At 65.2% G+C, this 15,855-nt stretch carries 14 protein-coding genes and 2 pseudogenes; 13 read left to right on the forward strand and 3 right to left on the reverse strand.

Translation table 11 applies throughout. From position 1 onward, the window contains the following. Positions 1–18 precede the first annotated feature (18 nt). The 4 genes and pseudogenes from mgtE to AB8Z38_RS03855 all read left to right on the forward strand — a co-directional run bounded on the left by mgtE (position 19) and on the right by AB8Z38_RS03855 (position 3,943). Positions 19–1,441, forward strand: a pseudogene (mgtE, locus tag AB8Z38_RS03840) (magnesium transporter). Between the two features lie 250 nt (positions 1,442–1,691). After that, positions 1,692–2,009: a helix-turn-helix domain-containing protein gene (locus tag AB8Z38_RS03845; RefSeq protein ID WP_369723204.1), complete on the forward strand. Its 318-nt coding sequence runs from the start codon at positions 1,692–1,694 to the stop codon at positions 2,007–2,009. Between the two features lie 158 nt (positions 2,010–2,167). Continuing rightward, on the forward strand, positions 2,168–2,986 hold the full coding sequence (locus tag AB8Z38_RS03850; protein ID WP_369723205.1) for an aldo/keto reductase: 819 nt from the start codon (positions 2,168–2,170) through the stop codon (positions 2,984–2,986). Between the two features lie 48 nt (positions 2,987–3,034). Next, positions 3,035–3,943, forward strand: a complete 909-nt coding sequence (locus AB8Z38_RS03855) for a hypothetical protein (RefSeq protein ID WP_369723206.1) — start codon at positions 3,035–3,037, stop codon at positions 3,941–3,943. Positions 3,944–4,904: 961 nt separating this feature from the next. Here AB8Z38_RS03855 and AB8Z38_RS03860 read toward each other — a convergent pair. After that, positions 4,905–5,624, reverse strand: coding sequence for a DUF599 domain-containing protein (locus AB8Z38_RS03860; protein ID WP_369723207.1), 720 nt, complete (start codon positions 5,622–5,624; stop codon positions 4,905–4,907). Between the two features lie 124 nt (positions 5,625–5,748). Between AB8Z38_RS03860 and AB8Z38_RS03865 the strand changes: the two genes are divergently transcribed. From AB8Z38_RS03865 to AB8Z38_RS03885, 5 genes are all read left to right on the forward strand, one after another. Continuing rightward, on the forward strand, positions 5,749–6,411 hold the full coding sequence (locus AB8Z38_RS03865) for a glutathione S-transferase family protein (RefSeq protein WP_369723208.1): 663 nt from the start codon (positions 5,749–5,751) through the stop codon (positions 6,409–6,411). Between the two features lie 87 nt (positions 6,412–6,498). Beyond that, positions 6,499–6,867 (forward strand): YidB family protein, encoded by a 369-nt coding sequence (locus tag AB8Z38_RS03870; RefSeq protein WP_369723209.1) that lies wholly within the window; start codon positions 6,499–6,501, stop codon positions 6,865–6,867. A gap of 188 nt (positions 6,868–7,055) precedes the next feature. Then, the gene (locus AB8Z38_RS03875; RefSeq protein WP_369723210.1) at positions 7,056–7,259 is read left to right on the forward strand and encodes a hypothetical protein; all 204 of its coding nucleotides are present in this window, start codon (positions 7,056–7,058) and stop codon (positions 7,257–7,259) included. A gap of 157 nt (positions 7,260–7,416) precedes the next feature. Then, positions 7,417–8,376, forward strand: a complete 960-nt coding sequence (locus AB8Z38_RS03880; protein WP_369723211.1) for a hypothetical protein — start codon at positions 7,417–7,419, stop codon at positions 8,374–8,376. Between the two features lie 42 nt (positions 8,377–8,418). Beyond that, positions 8,419–8,859, forward strand: a complete 441-nt coding sequence (locus tag AB8Z38_RS03885; RefSeq protein WP_369723212.1) for a DUF1489 family protein — start codon at positions 8,419–8,421, stop codon at positions 8,857–8,859. Here AB8Z38_RS03885 and panC read toward each other — a convergent pair. Then, a complete protein-coding gene (panC, locus tag AB8Z38_RS03890; RefSeq protein ID WP_369723213.1) occupies positions 8,856–9,707 on the reverse strand; it encodes a pantoate--beta-alanine ligase in 852 nt (283 codons plus the stop codon). The two genes, AB8Z38_RS03885 and panC, sit on opposite strands and share 4 nt — an antisense overlap. A gap of 260 nt (positions 9,708–9,967) precedes the next feature. Between panC and AB8Z38_RS03895 the strand changes: the two genes are divergently transcribed. From AB8Z38_RS03895 to AB8Z38_RS03910, 4 genes and pseudogenes are all read left to right on the forward strand, one after another. Continuing rightward, positions 9,968–10,891: a division plane positioning ATPase MipZ gene (locus AB8Z38_RS03895; protein WP_369723214.1), complete on the forward strand. Its 924-nt coding sequence runs from the start codon at positions 9,968–9,970 to the stop codon at positions 10,889–10,891. Positions 10,892–11,238: 347 nt separating this feature from the next. After that, on the forward strand, positions 11,239–12,099 hold the full coding sequence (locus tag AB8Z38_RS03900; RefSeq protein WP_369723215.1) for an alpha/beta fold hydrolase: 861 nt from the start codon (positions 11,239–11,241) through the stop codon (positions 12,097–12,099). A 127-nt stretch (positions 12,100–12,226) separates the two neighbouring features. Continuing rightward, positions 12,227–12,982 carry a VWA domain-containing protein gene (locus tag AB8Z38_RS03905; RefSeq protein ID WP_369723216.1) on the forward strand — a complete coding sequence of 252 codons (756 nt, stop codon included), beginning with the start codon at positions 12,227–12,229 and terminating at the stop codon, positions 12,980–12,982. Between the two features lie 64 nt (positions 12,983–13,046). Further along, positions 13,047–13,771: pseudogene (locus AB8Z38_RS03910) on the forward strand (molecular chaperone DnaJ). A gap of 217 nt (positions 13,772–13,988) precedes the next feature. Here AB8Z38_RS03910 and AB8Z38_RS03915 read toward each other — a convergent pair. Then, the gene (locus AB8Z38_RS03915) at positions 13,989–15,785 is read right to left on the reverse strand and encodes a serine hydrolase (protein WP_369723217.1); all 1,797 of its coding nucleotides are present in this window, start codon (positions 15,783–15,785) and stop codon (positions 13,989–13,991) included. Positions 15,786–15,855 lie beyond the last annotated feature (70 nt).

A 15,855-nucleotide genomic window follows, 5' to 3' on the forward strand; every position in this document is an offset into this window, starting at 1 on the left:
TCAACGGCGAGGCGCGCCATGGATGAACATATGGACGGTGCCGCATCCGCCGAGGCTTCGGTACTCGACCACGTTCCGATGCGCAATGAAGACGGCGAAATTCGTCACGAATTCGTCGAGGAGATCGCGCACGCGATCGAGGCCGGCGACAGTGCTGCATTGCGAGCCTGCGTCGCCGAGCTGCACGAGGCCGATCTCGGCGACCTGATCGGGGCCCTGGAGCCTGACGACCGCGTCCGCCTGGTCGAACTGACCGGGCGCGACTTCGACTTCTCGGCATTGAACGAGCTCGACGAGGGCGTCCGCGAGGAGATTCTCGAGGAGTTGCCGCCGGAGACGGTCGCCGAAGGCGTCCGCGAGCTGGAATCCGATGACGCGGTCGAACTGCTGGAAACCCTCGACCAGGCCGATCAGGAGGAGATCCTCGAGAAGCTGCCGTTGCAGGAGCGCGTCGCGCTCGAACGCAGCCTGCTGTATCCGGAAAACTCCGCCGGCCGGCGCATGCAGACCGAGTTCATCGCGGTGCCGCAGGACTTCACGGTGGGCCAGGCGATCGACTACATGCGTGACACGCCCGATCTGCCCGAGCGCTTCTACGAGATCTACGTCGTCGACAAGGACCAACACTGGCTGGGCGCTGTCTCGCTCGACGCGCTGCTGCGCGCCCGCCGGCCGGTGTCGCTCACGGAGCTGACCGATGAGGATCGCCGCCGCGTCTCCGTCCTGGAGGACCAGGAGGAGGTGGCGCGCATGTTCGGCAAATACAACCTCGTCGCCGCACCCGTGCTCGACACCCAGGATCGCCTCGTCGGCGTGATCACCGTCGACGACGTCGTTGACGTCATCGAGGAAGAGGCGGACGAAGACCTCAAGGCGCTCGGCGGCGTCAACAGCGACGAAGAACTCTCCGACACCGTCTTCACCATTGCACGCGCGCGGTTCAACTGGCTGCTGGTCAATCTGGCAACGGCGTTCCTGGCGTCCTCGGTGCTCGGCCTGTTCGAGGGCCAGCTCGAAAAAGATGGTGGCGCTCGCCGTGCTGGCGCCGATCGTCGCGAGCCAGGGCGGCAACGCCGCGACCCAGACCATGACCGTCGCGGTGCGCGCGCTCGCTACCCGCGAGCTCGGCTCGTTCAACGCCTGGCGCGTGGTGTTGCGCGAGGCCCTTGTCGGCATCGTCAACGGCCTGGCCTTTGCCGTGATCACCGGCATTGCCGCGGTGGTCTGGTTCAGGATCCCGGGCCTTGGGATCGTCATCGGGCTCGCGATCATCTGCAATCTTGTTGCGGGCGCGCTCGGCGGCATCCTGATCCCGATGGCGCTCGACCGGGTGCGGGCCGATCCGGCGGTCGCCTCCGGTACGTTCGTGACGACCGTGACCGACGTCGTCGGCTTCTTCTCTTTCCTGGGCATCGCAACACTCTGGTTCGGGCTGAAGTAGGCGGTGGTTTGAGGCACATGCTCTCTCCTCGTCATTGCGAGCGAAGCGGCGAAGCGAAGCAATCCAGAATCTCTCCGCGGCGGCAGTCTGGATTGCTTCGTCGCAAGAGCTCCTCGCAATGACGGGGTGCGGCCGGCGCCCCCCCATCGTGTCCCGGGCGCGCTGCGCTGGGTCCGGAGCGCGAGACCAACCTCGCCACCTTTAATCCGAACTTAAGCGTGCTGCCGCATCATCCCGCCTGCTTGGGGGAATGAGCATGCGTGTGCGGCTGAAGGCGGACGGACGGATCGTCGAGTTGCGGGACGGGCAGGAGTTTCCTGTTCAGCCGTTTCCAATCCAGCCTGCGACCAACGCGGCGCCGGCTGACGCTGGCTCGCTTAGGGTGCGCGACCTGCGCCGCCGGGCCTGCCTCACCCAGATGGAGTTCGCCGCAAAGCTCGGCGTGCCCGTCGAGACCATCCGCAACTGGGAACAAGGCAAGCGCGCCCCGCGCGGTCCGGCGAGGGCGCTGCTCGCGGTCATCGCGCATGCGCCCGATATGGTTTTCCAGGCGCTCGCCAAGGCATGACGAGAAGGTATGACGAGAAGGCCTGACGAGAAAGCCTGACGCGAACCTCGCGTTGGCATTGCCCAGAATATCCATTCCCGCTGCCGCGGCATTGGTTGGCAGCATCGCGGGCCGGGTCCATAATGCATCGGGGGCGACCGCAACTGGGAGGCTTCCTCATGCTGTTCGTCGAGGCCAACGGTGCAAGCATCCCGGCGATCGGGCTGGGGACCTGGGAGTTGAGCGACCGGACCTGCGCGCGCGTTGTCGAGCAGGCGCTGCGGCTCGGTTACCGCCACATCGACACCGCGCAGGTCTATGACAATGAGCGCGAGGTCGGCGACGGCTTGCGCGCCTCCGGCGTGCGTCGCGAAGACGTTTTCGTCACCACAAAAGTCTGGACCAACCATTTCGCGCCGCATGATCTCGAGCGATCGCTCAAGGAGAGCCTGGTTCGCTTGCGGCTTCCTTCCGTGGATCTCGCGCTGTTGCACTGGCCCAATTCGCACGTGCCGCTGGCGGAGACGCTGGGCGCGCTGTCGCATGCCAAGCGTATGGGCCTGACGCACCACATCGGCGTCTCCAACTTCACGGTGGCGCTGATCGAGCAGGCGGTTGCACTGTCGCCGGAGCCGCTCGTCTGCAACCAGGTCGAATATCATCCCTATCTCGACCAGGCGAAAGTGAGGGCGGCCTGCGACCAGCACGGCCTGGCGCTGGTCGCCTACAGCCCGATCGCCAAGGGCCGCATCAAGGCTGACCAGACACTCGCCGAGATCGGGCGCGCCCATCGCAAGACGCCGGCGCAAATCTGTTTGCGCTGGCTCGTGCAACAGAATGTTTCCGCGATTCCCAGAACTTCGCGCGTCGAGCGCCTATCGGAAAACATCGAGATCTTCGATTTCGAGCTGGCGGAGGACGAGATGGCCCGGATCGCATCGCTGGCCAATCCGAAGGGCCGCCTGACTGATTTCGGCTTTGCGCCGAAATGGGATTGAGGGCCGGTTGGGTTATGCTACGACCAGCCGGCAACCCAAGATCGGGCGATGGAAACGCGGAAGATCATACGGACGGATATTGCAGCGTCGGCGATCGCGCATCTGACGCTGGTGGCTCTGGTCATCCTGGTCAGCGAGGTCCGTCCGTTTCATCCGGCGCCGCCCGAGGCTGTTACGGTCGACGTCGTCACGCCGGAGCAGGTCAAGCAGGAGGAGGCCAAGGCCGAGGAGAAGGCGAAGGAGAAGGCGCTGGAGACGCTCCCCGACCTGAAGCTGCCGAAGCTCGATTTCACCGAGAAGGACAAGGCTGAGGCGGCGGCGCAACCCTCGGTCAAGCCGCAGAAGCCGTCGCAGCCACAATCCGCGCCGAAGCAGCGCGAGGCCAACGCTCAGCCTCAAACGCAACCGCCGCAACCACAGGCCCAGCAACCGCAACAACCGCCAGCGCAATCGCAGTTGCCTGCGCAACAGTCTCCGCCACAGCCTCAGCCGGCCTCGCAGCCTCCCGCAATGCCGCAGCCGGGCCCGCCGGCCTATCAGCCGCCGGAGCCTGATGTCACCATCAAATACGGCGTCCTGCTGGGCTTGCCCCCGGAACTGCCGGCCGAACCAAAGGACGACGGCGGCGATGCCAAGGATACCACCGCTACGAAACTTGCCCCGGAGGTGATCGCCGAGCTTCGCCGGCATCTCAGGAGTTGTGCAAAGCTTCCGGCCGGCGTCGCAGTAACCGACAATGTGCGCATCAAGCTGCGCGCGGTGCTCACCACCGACGGCACCCTGGCGCGCCCGCCGATCCTGATCGAAGCGCCGCCATCCGCCAAGGGCGTTGCCGTCGTCAAGTCCGCGATGAGCGCGCTTCAGGCCTGCCAGCCGTACAAGATGCTGCCGGTGGACAAATATGAGGAATGGAAGGTGTTGGATTTGCCGTTCACGCCGCAGGATTTCGGCGGGTAGCGCCTCCATGCGGTCCGTTCGGGCTACAACAGCTTGGGTTGATCGTCGGGCAAAACGCCCAACCGCTTGGTCAATCGGCTCACTTCAAAATATTCCACTTTACCGAAATTCGGAAATGGCGTATGTGTCGCCCATCCCGGCTCATCCTTGAGGGGCGATCTCGTTGTCGTCTTGATTGCGAGCCGGGCTTGCGGTGGACGCGGCAGCGTCGGCATGAGAGGTGCAGGCAGGGCGGGTAGTCCCTGTGAGTCCGCGGCCGCGTGCGGACGAGCGGCGCTGTCAGGTTCGTCTCGCCAGCATGCTTTCGGCAACGTCGACAACGCCGGGAGATCATGTGGCGAACAAGCGAGCCGCGCGTACGGCAAAACCGTGTGGTCCTGGCCGTCGTTGCTACGGTCAAGTCTTCGCGAAGGTGCGAGCGAGCCCAACCGGGCGGACTGCATCATCCAATTCGCGGGACGAGGGAGGCCAGAAGGAACTCGGCTCCCGGGAGAGCACGGCATAAGCCGTCCAACCATCGCGCAGGGAAGGCCGAGTGATTGGCGCCACCTGTATGCTGCTGTGCGGTTCTTTTGCGCTACATCTTCGCGCAGCGGACCGCGGGTATGAGGTCAGCACCCGGCCTTCCCTGCGCCCTCTTGGCTTGAGAGGGTGGAGCGACGAAGCAATGCTCGGGCGAAATGAGCCGCGAGGACGCGAAGGCATGTCTGCAACCATACAATCGCTGTCATCGCCCGGCTTGACCGGGCGATCCAGTATTCCAGAGACGGCTGCGGTTGAGCCGAGAAGCCGCGGCGTACTTGATTCCCCGCCTTCGCGGGGAATGACAGTGGTATTTGGAGGACGAAGCCGTCCTCATACTCCGTCATTGCGAGCGCAGCGAAGCAATCCAGAGTCTTTCCGCGGAGGGATTCTGGATTGCTTCGCTGCGCTCGCAATGACGACGTGGAGAGAGTTGAGATCAATGAGCGCGCTTTCGCATCTCCTCGCCATCTCCCACCACCTCCGGCGCCATGGCCTCCCACGCGCTCGACGCGAACTGCCGGCGCCAGGTCACGATCACCACCGCTGCTGTGGTCACGAACAGCAGCCACGGGCTGACGAACCAGCCGAGATAGCCGAGTGCGAAGAAGAAGGCGCGCTGGCCGCGGTTGAAGTGACGGCCGGCGGATTCGAACACGCGGGTGGTGCGGATGACGTGGGCTTCGGCCTGCGGCGTATCGCGCTGCGAGGCCGGCGGCATGCCGCCGAACAGGATCGCGACATAGTTGAACAGCCGATAGGCCCAGGCGAATTTGAAGAAGGCGTAGACGCAAATCAGCACCAGACCGACGCATTTCAATTCCCACAGCGCCGGCGAGGGGCTGAGATCGATCGGCAGCTTGCCCAGGATGGTGATGGCGTCGTTGGTCGCATGCAGCAGCGCCAGCGCGCCGCCGAGCGCGAACAGGCTGGTGGAGGCGAAAAACGCGGTGCCGTTCTGGAGCGAGGCCATGATCTGCATGTCGACCATGCGGGTGTCGCGGTCGAGCAGCCGGCGCACCCAGACCTCGCGATAGCGGTTCATGCGGGCCGACAGGCTGTCGCGGCCATAGGCCGAGTGCTCCAGCGTCAGGGCATAGGCGGTCCATTCGATGATGAAGAAACCGACCGCGGTGATGTCGACCCAATGCCTGCTCATGTCGCTCTCCTGGGCGAGGATCGCCACGATTGCCATGCATGGTGAGTTGCGGCAACGATTGATTGGCGGCAGGCGATGGCGCTAAAAGCAGCCGCATCCGCGAGACTCGGGAAGGATTGGTGATATGGCAGCGCTAAAGCTTGCGATCGGCAACAAGAACTACTCGTCCTGGTCGATGCGGCCGTGGCTTGCGTTGCGCGCCAACGACATCCCGTTCGATGAGACCGTGATTCCGCTCTACACCGACGATCCCGCGGACAAGGCCAAGATCCTCTCCTTCAGCCGCGCCGGCAAGGTGCCGGTGCTGGTCGACGGCGACATCACGGTGTGGGATTCGCTCAGCATCATCGAATACATCGCCGAGCGCTATCCGGACAAGAAGCTGTGGCCGGATGATGTGGCGGCGCGCGCCCATGCCCGTTCCGTGTGCGCGGAGATGCATTCGGGCTTCGTAGCCCTGCGCAGCGAATGCGGCATGAACCTGCACCGCCCCGTCCGTCCGGTGGCGCTGTCGGCGGATGCGCTGGCCAACATCGCGCGGGTGCAGGAGATCTGGCGCGAATGCCGGACGCGCTATGGCGCCAACGGGCCGTTCCTGTTCGGCCGCTTCGGCGCGGCGGATGCGATGTATGCGCCGGTCGTGCACCGCTTCCGCACCTTCGCGATCGAGGTTGGGCCCGAGGCCAAGACCTATATGGACACCATGATGGCGCTCCCGGCCTTCCAGGAATGGACTCGCGACGGGCTCGCCGAAACGCTTGTCATCGAAAAGTTCGAGACCGTGTGAGCATGATTGTGATTGAGCCCAGCTTGACGGCATGCCGTCTCGCGGCGCTCAATCAGAGGGAATGACGGCTTGGGAGAGGGCACGGCCATGGGAATTCTGGACTCGCTGGAAAACAATCCAGCATTGCGCAGCGCGCTCGGCCAGCTCGGCGCCGCGGTCTTGCCGGCCGTGCTGAGCGAAGTGCTCGGCAGCAATAACCAGGGTGGCCTCAGCGCCATCGTCGCAAAGCTTCAGCAGGCGGGCTTGGGCGACCAGGTCAAATCCTGGCTTGGCAATGGCCAGAACATACCGATCTCGGCCGACCAGCTCCGCGCCGTGCTCGGCAATGACACCGTCCGGCAGCTCGCCGCCCGCTACAACATCCCGGTCGATCAACTGAGCCAGATTCTGGCCCAGGAGCTGCCCAAGGCGGTGGACCAGGCAAGCCCGGAGGGCCATCTGCCCCATACCGCCTGAGCCCGGTTCCAGCGGTATTAAACGGCAGGCCGTTGTTCTCGTTATCACCCTGATAGGACTTCAAAATTGGCCCGTTTGCCATGCTCGCATGAGGCTGGCCAAAAACGCCGCATGCGTGCTATATGACGGCCGGGCTTTCGGCCGGCCGCCGCAGTGGGACCATGTGCGAGGCAGGCGCTGTTTGAGTGATGGAGAGGGTGTTGAAGCACAAATTCCCCGTTGGAACGCACGTCTTGTTCACGGCCAGCAATGTTGCGCGCCCGGCTGCCAGCGGAGCGTATGAGATCATCCGCCTGCTGCCGACCGATGGCGACGACTGCCAGTACCGGATCAAGAGTTCGACCGAGGCGTTCGAACGGGTCGCCAAGGAAAGCCAGCTCGCACTCTCCTGAAGCGTGGACGGCACGATGCATTGACGTCGCGGACCAATTTGCTCCGCTCGCCGTCAAAAGGCCCGCTTCGCCTCGACAAGGTGGACCGGGGGCAGTTGCCGACTCGCGGTGCTCGCTTTGACCATTCGCTCTTTGCTCGCGTGAGGGGACGTCGCGCATGAACTGGGCATGGACCACTTCGCTCGACGAAATCTGGCGCTCGCCGGCCTTTCCGATGTGGATGACGCTGGCGGCTGCCGGCTTCTTCGGACTGATTCTCCTGATCACGCTGGTGCGTGCCGAGAAGTCGGTCGCCAACGGCGCGCTGACCGTCATCACGCTGCTCGCGATCGGCATCGCGGTGGCCGCCACTATGCGCGTCTATGGACCGACTGGGCCGACCACGCCCAGCGAAGTCCGCGCCCAGGCGGTGGCAGCGGCGAACTTGCCGGCGCTGTCCTGCCTCGACGATCTCGCCGGTGATGCCGTACTCGCCGGGTGCGAGAAGGCGTTGTTCGGCTCGCCCGATGCTGCGGCTGCCGCCGTCTCCTACACCGCGGCCCGAATCGATCGGCTGACCGCGCTCGGCGATGCCGCCTCCGCGGACAAGAACCTGACGCCGGACATGAAGGTGCTGCGCAAGTCGCTGGAGCGGGACCGCTACGGCTTCGTCGCGCAGGTGCTGGTCGCGCGCGACGGCTGCACCCAGTTCGATTGCGCCACCTTCCGCTCGCTGAGGGATCAGCAACAGGTCGCCGCCAACATGGACGCCCATCTCTACGACATGCTGGTCGCGCGCTACGCGCCGGCCTGGAACACGCCCGCCACGGGACCGGCGATGCCGGCCGCGGCCGCGCTCGCGGCGCTGCCGCAGACGATGCCGACGGGCAAGCCGACCAATGCTGAGTTCCCGAGCGCCTCGTCGACGCCACCGGTGAGCATCATGAATCCGGAGCCGGCGACGCGCCCGGCGCCCGCCGCAAATGCTGCTGCTGCCCCGGCGCCGCGCGCAGCGGCCGCAGCTTCAGCTCCTGCCGCGAAGAAGCCGCCGGCGCCGAGGGCCGCGCGTGCCAGCGCTCCGGTTCCGCTGGCGCCACCGGCCGCCGCACCGGCTCCCGCGGCTGCGGATAACCAGTAGATCGGCTTTGAAAACCCGCGGCCGGCCCGTTAATGCTGGGGCATGCCACTTCATCTGATCAAGCTTGCCGTCGGCTGCGACTCCGTCAAGGAATTGAAGGGGTGGATCGCCGAACGGATGCAGACGGCCAAGAAAAAGGGCCTGCCGCAACATCACATCCACATCACCCGCATGGTGCCCAAGCGTGACGCCGAGATCCTCGCGGGTGGCTCGCTCTATTGGGTCATCAAGGGTGAGGTCGCCGCCCGCGAAAAGATCATCGGCATCGAGCCGTTCCGCGACAAGGACGGGATCGGGCGCTGCAGGATCGTGATGCAGCCCAAGGTGATCTCGGTGTCGCCGCGGCCGATGCGCCCGTTCCAGGGCTGGCGCTATCTCGCCGACGATTCCGTGCCGGCCGATCTCGGCAAGTCGGCTGCCGGCACCATCGCCGCGATGCCGGAGCCGATGCGGCGCGAGCTGCGCGATCTCGGATTGCTCTAGACCGCGATATTGTCGATCAGCCGCGTCGTGCCGAGCTTGGCGGCGACCAGGATCCGCAACGGTCCGTCCCCGCTCGAGGTGACCGGCACCAGCATCTCGGCATGGCGCAGCTCGAAATAGTCGAGCGCAAAACCGGCCGCCTTGATCATCTCGGCGCCGCGCGCCATCGCGGGCGCGATCGGTTCACCGGCCCGGATGCGCCCGGCGCTCTCCTTCATGGCGCGGAAGAGCATGGTCGCCGTCTGCCGCTCGTCGGCTGAGAGATAGACGTTGCGCGAGGACATCGCGAGCCCGTCGCGCTCGCGCACCGTGCGCGAGCCGATGACCTTGACGCCGAGGTCGAGGTCGCGCGCCATCTGCGCCACCACCCGCAATTGCTGAAAGTCCTTCTCGCCGAAGATGGCCACGTCCGGCCGGCATTGCGTGAACAGCTTGCCGACGACGGTGGCGACGCCGCCGAAGAAGTGCGGCCGAAAGCGGTCCTCGAGGCCGGCGAGCGCCGGTCCCTCCGGCACGATACGGGTCGCAAAGCCCTCCGGATACATCGCTTTCACGCCTGGGTGCCAGACGATGTCGACGTCTTCGGCTGCGAGCCTGGCGATATCGGCCTTCCAGGTTCGCGGGTAGGCGCCGAAATCCTCGGTCGGCGCGAACTGGGTCGGATTCACGAAGATCGAGACCACGACGCGGCCGGCGCGCCGCTTGGCGAGGCGAACCAGCGACACATGGCCGTCATGAAGCGCCCCCATGGTCGGCACCAGCGCGACCGTGGCGTTTCGCTTGCGGAGATTGTCGAGGGCGCGTCGCAGGGTGGGGACCGTGCGGGCGATCAAGGGGCCTGCTGACATCAGTACTCGAGGTGGTTGGGCGCGACCGCCTAATCTTAACAAGCGGCGATCGTGGACGCCACGCATCGACATGCGGCACAGCATCCCGCGCAGCGCCGCGCGGGAGTTCGCGACATTGTGGGCTGGATCACAGACGCGATACGGCAGCGCGATTCATGATGAAGAGCGGCGCGCTGCGATTTCGTTATCCTGTCACGCATTTAACTTGACCGCAGACGCGGCCAACTCGAAGATATTCGTTAGGGGTGTTGAGGATCGCTATGCTTGTGCAGGCTAGCCAAGGGCAATCCGGCTCGGCGCACGTCGTCGTGCTCGGCAACGAGAAAGGCGGCTCCGGCAAATCGACCACCGCCCTGCACTTCGCGGTTGCGCTTCTGAAGGCCGGCCAGCGCGTCGCTACCATCGACCTCGACTGCCGCCAGCAAAGCTTCACCCACTACATCAACAATCGCTCTGCCTGGGCGCGCCGCACCAGGCTCGACCTCGAGCTGCCGGTGCATCGCTGCATCAAGCTCGGCGAGACCATGCAGATTGCCGAGAACGAAAATTCCGAGTTCCAGCAGTTCATGGAGGCGGTCTCGGCGGTCGAGAGCAGCTTTGACTTCATCGTCATCGATACGCCCGGCACCGACAGCTACCTGATGCGCCTCGCGCACTCGATGGCCGACACGCTGGTCACGCCGATCAACGACAGCTTCCTCGACTTCGACGTGCTCGGCACTGTCGATCCCGCCAATTACGCGGTGACGGGCGAGAGCCATTATGCCGAGATGGTTCGTGACGTCAGGCGCAAGCGCCGCCAACTCGACGGCTCGAGCACCGACTGGATCGTGGTGCGCAACCGCCTCTCGATGCTCGGCTCCCGCAACAAGCAGCTCGTCGCCGACGGCTTGAAGGATTTGTCGCTGCGGCTCGGCTTCCGCTACGTCGACGGCTTTGCCGAGCGCGTCGTCTATCGCGAATTCTTCCCGCGTGGCCTGACGGCGCTGGACGAGATCGACGAGGCGACGCTCGGCATGCGGCCCAATCTCGGCCATCTCACCGCCCGGGAGGAGGTGACGAGCCTGCTGCGCCAGCTCAAGCTGCCGCTCGACGAACGCGGCCGCCGCCGTGCGGCCAATCGCGCCGAGTGGTTCAGCCAGGTCGACAGGCCGCTCGAGGTCCACGACATCCTCGGCGCCTGACGGCGGGCGGTACGGTGCTACTTGTGCGCGATTAGCACCGTCGGCTCCCGCCGGAACCGAGTCCGCGCAAACCCGTTTTCACCCGACGTTCACCCTGAAATTGAACGCGGCGGAGACGAGTTGCGTCGGATGATAGCCTGTTCCCTGATTTAGCCATTTGAGACGGGATGCCTAACAAACGTGTGCGTCGCACAATGAAAGGGCTGCCGGTTCACAAAATTTGGCCTTCCTGTCACGCTGCTGTGACGTATATTGGGGAATAGGCGCGAGGGGGCCAAAGAGCTCCCCGAACAAACACGGTTTCGACAGGGACTTCAGGTGAGACAAGCCTGAGGCTGAGGACGAAAATGAAGCGTGGAATTGCCGTTCTGGTTTGTGTCACTGCCCTCTGCGGCGTCGCCTATTTCACGGCGAGCAAGTGGGCGATCAGGCATGAGACCATCACTTTCTACGATGCTTCGCGCGACAACCGTCCCGTGCCTGTCGACATCGCGATCCGCCGCGACAAGGAAATGCAGGCCAATGCCGGTATGATCACGATGCCCGTCGCAGTGATCAATCACGGCAACACCGTCAAGAACACCGAGTACGGCTTCCTCGCCAACATTTTCGCTGCGCGCGGCTACCTCGTGGTCAGCCCGCAGCATGATTTGCCGACCGATCCTCCGATGGTGACCAAGCCCGGCGAACTCTATGTCGGCCGGCTGCCGCAGATCCTGCGCGGTGTCGCCAACATCCACCTCGCGATGCAGGAGATGAAGAAGGTTCAGCCCAACGCCGACTATGAGAGGGTGACGATGGTCGGCCACTCCATGGGCGGCGACATCACGATGTATTTCGCCAAGCAGTATCCTGACGAGGTGAAGAAGGTCGTGACACTGGATAATCTCCGCGTGCCGTTCGTGACCGCGGGTAAGTTCAAGATCCTCTCATTCCGCTCCAAGGATCCGCAGTTCAAGACCGACCCGGGCGTGATCCCCACTGAAGAGGAATGCGAGAAGGCCGGTATCCAGGTCGTGAAGACGGAGTTTCAGCATAACGACATGCGCGACACAGGCCCGGATGACGCCAAGAACTCGATCCAGAGCATGCTGGACAAATTCCTGAGCGATACCGATAGCGCAGTAGCCCCGGTGGACACCACGTCGTCTCCGCCGAAGATCCTTGAGCCTGGTCCGGTCGCCCTGATGGCGCCCGCCAAGAGCTGAACGCCCTCGGGCATCGTCGAAAACAAGTTCAAGGCCTCTGCCGGCATCCGCCTGCGGCGGCTTTGCTCATTGACCGGGCAGGCCGCGCTATCCACATTGGTGGCCTTGGGACCAATTGCGACCGCGGATGTCCGGCGAACCAGTCAAACCACGCAACAGCGATAGCGTTTCGGCGAAGGCCGAACGAGACGGCGCGTTGCCGCCGGCAAAGACATCGACTTCGGAGGACGTCGCCGCCTTCGTCGCTAAAGCGCGTGCGCTATCGCCGCATGCGCCTGGCGCGAAGGGGCGGCTTATCTTTGCGCTCGACGCGACGATGAGCCGGCAGCCGACCTGGGACATGGCCTGCGCGCTGCAGGCGGACATGTTCCGCGAGGCCGGGGTGCTCGGCAGCCTCGACATCCGGCTGGTCTATTATCGCGGGTTCAACGAATGCCGCGCCAGCGGGTGGATCTCCGACAGCGGCAAGCTTGCGGCGTTGATGAGCAAGATCGACTGCCGCGGCGGCGACACCCAGATCGGCAAGGTGCTGACCGAGGCGCGACGCGAGGCGGTCGCGTCCGGCGTGCGCGCAGTGGTCTTCGTCGGCGACGCGATGGAAGAGAAGGTCGACGAGCTCTGCGCCAAGGCCGGCGAACTCGGCATGCTCAAAGTCCCGGTGTTTCTGTTTCAGGAAGGCCATGATGCCGTGGCCGAGCAGGCGTTTCGCGAGATCGCGCGCCTGACGGGCGGGGCATGGTGCCGATCCGATCCCGGCGCGGCCGCGCAGTTGCGCGAGCTGTTGCGGGCGGCTGCGGCCTACGCCGCCGGCGGGCGCGAGGCGCTGTTGAAATTGTCCCGGACTGCGAGCGGTGCGGCGAAGCTGATCGGCCAGATGAAGTGAGCCGCGCTGGCGACGCTCGCGGCTGTCGCATGCATTCCGTGTGCGAGGGGTCTATATTCGGGCCATGACACTGATCGCCGGCGTTGTCGCCATTATCACCCTTTATCTGCTGCTCCAGATGTTCCGCGCCGCCAATCCGGCGGTGCTGGCGCGTACCATCAAGCTCGGCGGCGGCGTGGTGGCGCTCGCGGTTGCGGCCTTCACGGGCTTGCGGGGCGAACTGGCGGTTGCGATTCCGCTGGGAATATTCGGAGCCGGGCTGCTCGGCTGGACGCCGCTGGCGAATGCTGGCTTCGGCAATATCGGTGGACTATTCGGCGGCGGCGCCACGCGCCCGTCCGGCAAGACCTCGCGCGTGCGCTCGCAATTCCTCGACATGCGGCTCGACCACGATTCTGGCGAGCTCACGGGCGACATCGTCGCCGGGCCGCACGCAGGGCGTGGTCTCCACGAGTTCGATCTCGCTGGCCTGCTGGCGATGGTCCCGGCGTTCGACGCCGAGAGCGTGGCGTTACTGGAAACCTATCTGGACCGCCGGTTTCCCGCTTGGCGTCAGAACGCGCAGGGCGACGCGGCAGGGGGGCAGCGCCGCACGGCGGCGAGCGGCAAAATGACGACGGAGGAGGCCTATCAGATCCTTGGCCTGCAGCCGGGCGCGGGGCGCGACGACATCGGCCGGGCGCACAAGTCCCTGATGAAGAAACTGCATCCCGACCAGGGGGCTCGACGTACCTCGCTGCCCGTGTAAACGAGGCCAAGGATACTCTGCTTCGTACGCATAACGGCTGACTCCGGCACCACGCTACAAACGCTCGTACCGCGTGAGCTCCGCTGCTCTGTTCGCCGTCGCCGATGCCCGCCATTGCGGCGTGGTTGATCCCTTGCGTAAAGTTTTAACCGTAAATCGTTGACGAGAGGTTGTCGTGGGAACAGCGGCATCACCGCGTCCCAAAAACAAAAATGCCCGCGTAAGCCGCGGGCATTTTGATTGGGGCCGGGCGAGAGATCAGTTGCGCACGGTCATGCAGGAGATCTCGGCGCGCTTCAGGGCGCGGCATACGGCCTCGGCCTGATCCCGCTCCAGCCCGGCGAAGCGGGCGCGATAGAGCTTGCGATTGTCCTTGGCCACGACCGGCTCGGTGAACGGATCTGCCCTGCTGAGCAATCCACGGGCCGAGCTGCGCGCTGCGTCGATGCGCTGCTGGGCTTCGTTCTCGCTTTCGAGCGCGCCAACCTGGACGATCCAACCGCTGTGGGTGACGACCGGCCTGGTCGGGGCGCTCATCTGGACCGGCAGCGGCGCCGGATCGGCCGAGGCGAGCTTGGCGGCCGCGGGAGCGGCCGGCAAGACGCCCAGGATGCCGTTGCCGGTGCCGAAGCCCGCCGGCTGCTCAGGCAATTCAGCGCGGGCAGCCTCGGCTCTAGCTGGCTCTGGCTTGTTGGCGATATCGGCCTTGGCGACGACCGCGCCGGAGGTCTCCGCGACGTCGTTGCGAGGCGTAATCGTGTTAGTGACCTGCGGCGCGACTTGTGTCGGAGCAGCGGACGCGACCTTCACGGTGCCGGCCTTGACCTGGACCGTCTTGACCCGGACCGGCTTCATCGGCTCGGACGATCCCGGAATGAGCGAGAGCGGCTGGCTCGAGATCACGCCATTGGTGAGCGGCGCGGGCTCGATCCTGGATTCGGTGGACTTGGCCTCAGGCTTGGGCTGGGCCGGCGGCATCGCGGCGGTTGCGGCGGCTGCCAGCGCCGACAGGCGCGAGGCCGGACGAGGCGCGGGTGCCTCGGGTGCGGCCGTGGCCTGAACCTGCGGAGCGAGGCGGGCCGGGGTGTCGGAGGCGTCGGCGACATCGGTGCTGGCGTCGGCGCCGCTGCGCTCGGTGACCGCCACGACCGTGTGAGTGGTCGCGCCCTTCTCGAGATTCTCCGCGAGCAAATTGCGCATGATGGCGTCGCGCGAACCGCCGCTGCGCCCGCCGAGCACGACCCCGATGAGGTGGCGGTTGCCGCGGCGCATCGAGGTCACGAGGTTGAAGCCAGAGGCGCGGGTGTAGCCGGTCTTGATGCCGTCCACGCCCTCGACGCTGCCGAGCAGGTGATTGTGGTTGCGGATCGACTCGCCGCGCCAAGTGAATGAGGTGGTCGAGAAATAGCGGTAGTAACGCGGGAAGCGTTCCTGGATGGCGCGGCCGAGCGTGGCCTGGTCGCGCGCGGTAGTGACCTGCTCGTCGTTGGGCAGGCCGTTGGCGTTGCGGTAGATCGTCTTGGACATGCCGAGCGCGCGCGCCTTGCGCGTCATCATCGCGGCGAAGTCATCCTCGTCGCCGCCGATCGCTTCCGCGATCACCACCGCGGCGTCGTTGGCGGAGCGGGTGACGAGACCCTTGATCGCGTCCTCGACGCGGATGGTCTGGCCCGCACGCAGATTGAGCTTGGTCGGATCCTGGTCGGCGGCGCGCTGCGACACCGGCATCTCGGTGTCCAGTTTCATCTTGCCGGACTCGAGACGCTCGAACAGCAAATAGAGCGTCATGATCTTGGTGAGCGAGGCGGGATGGCGCAGCGCGTCGGGGTTGGTCGACTGGAGCACCGCGCCGGAATTGCCATCGACGATGATCGACGCGAATTGCGGGCTATAGCTCTCGGAATCACCGTGATGCACCCGGTGGTGCGCGTAGTGGCGCCGGAAGCGCCGTGCGTCCGCGGCATCGGTCGTGAAGATCACGGCTGTGGTGACCGTGAGAAGTCCGAAGATGCCAACCCGCGCCAAGCGCGAGGAAGACCAGTTGTTACGAAGCATGGAACCCCGTCCCCGTTTGTGACTTGATCACCGGCTCGTGAGGCGAAATTGTGCCCTGCGGACCCGGGAT

Source organism: Bradyrhizobium sp. LLZ17, assembly GCF_041200145.1.
Lineage (GTDB): Bacteria > Pseudomonadota > Alphaproteobacteria > Rhizobiales > Xanthobacteraceae > Bradyrhizobium.

What these genes read in the sequence shown, in the direction of transcription:
- AB8Z38_RS03845 (WP_369723204.1), top strand. Translation starts at nt 1,692, where the DNA reads ATGAGCATGCGTGTGCGGCTGAAGGCGGACGGACGGATCGTCGAGTTG.
- AB8Z38_RS03850 (WP_369723205.1), top strand. Translation starts at nt 2,168, where the DNA reads ATGCTGTTCGTCGAGGCCAACGGTGCAAGCATCCCGGCGATCGGGCTG.
- AB8Z38_RS03855 (WP_369723206.1), top strand. Translation starts at nt 3,035, where the DNA reads ATGGAAACGCGGAAGATCATACGGACGGATATTGCAGCGTCGGCGATC.
- AB8Z38_RS03860 (WP_369723207.1), bottom strand. Translation starts at nt 5,624, where the DNA reads ATGAGCAGGCATTGGGTCGACATCACCGCGGTCGGTTTCTTCATCATC.
- AB8Z38_RS03865 (WP_369723208.1), top strand. Translation starts at nt 5,749, where the DNA reads ATGGCAGCGCTAAAGCTTGCGATCGGCAACAAGAACTACTCGTCCTGG.
- AB8Z38_RS03870 (WP_369723209.1), top strand. Translation starts at nt 6,499, where the DNA reads ATGGGAATTCTGGACTCGCTGGAAAACAATCCAGCATTGCGCAGCGCG.
- AB8Z38_RS03875 (WP_369723210.1), top strand. Translation starts at nt 7,056, where the DNA reads ATGGAGAGGGTGTTGAAGCACAAATTCCCCGTTGGAACGCACGTCTTG.
- AB8Z38_RS03880 (WP_369723211.1), top strand. Translation starts at nt 7,417, where the DNA reads ATGAACTGGGCATGGACCACTTCGCTCGACGAAATCTGGCGCTCGCCG.
- AB8Z38_RS03885 (WP_369723212.1), top strand. Translation starts at nt 8,419, where the DNA reads ATGCCACTTCATCTGATCAAGCTTGCCGTCGGCTGCGACTCCGTCAAG.
- panC (WP_369723213.1), bottom strand. Translation starts at nt 9,707, where the DNA reads ATGTCAGCAGGCCCCTTGATCGCCCGCACGGTCCCCACCCTGCGACGC.
- AB8Z38_RS03895 (WP_369723214.1), top strand. Translation starts at nt 9,968, where the DNA reads ATGCTTGTGCAGGCTAGCCAAGGGCAATCCGGCTCGGCGCACGTCGTC.
- AB8Z38_RS03900 (WP_369723215.1), top strand. Translation starts at nt 11,239, where the DNA reads ATGAAGCGTGGAATTGCCGTTCTGGTTTGTGTCACTGCCCTCTGCGGC.
- AB8Z38_RS03905 (WP_369723216.1), top strand. Translation starts at nt 12,227, where the DNA reads ATGTCCGGCGAACCAGTCAAACCACGCAACAGCGATAGCGTTTCGGCG.
- AB8Z38_RS03915 (WP_369723217.1), bottom strand. Translation starts at nt 15,785, where the DNA reads ATGCTTCGTAACAACTGGTCTTCCTCGCGCTTGGCGCGGGTTGGCATC.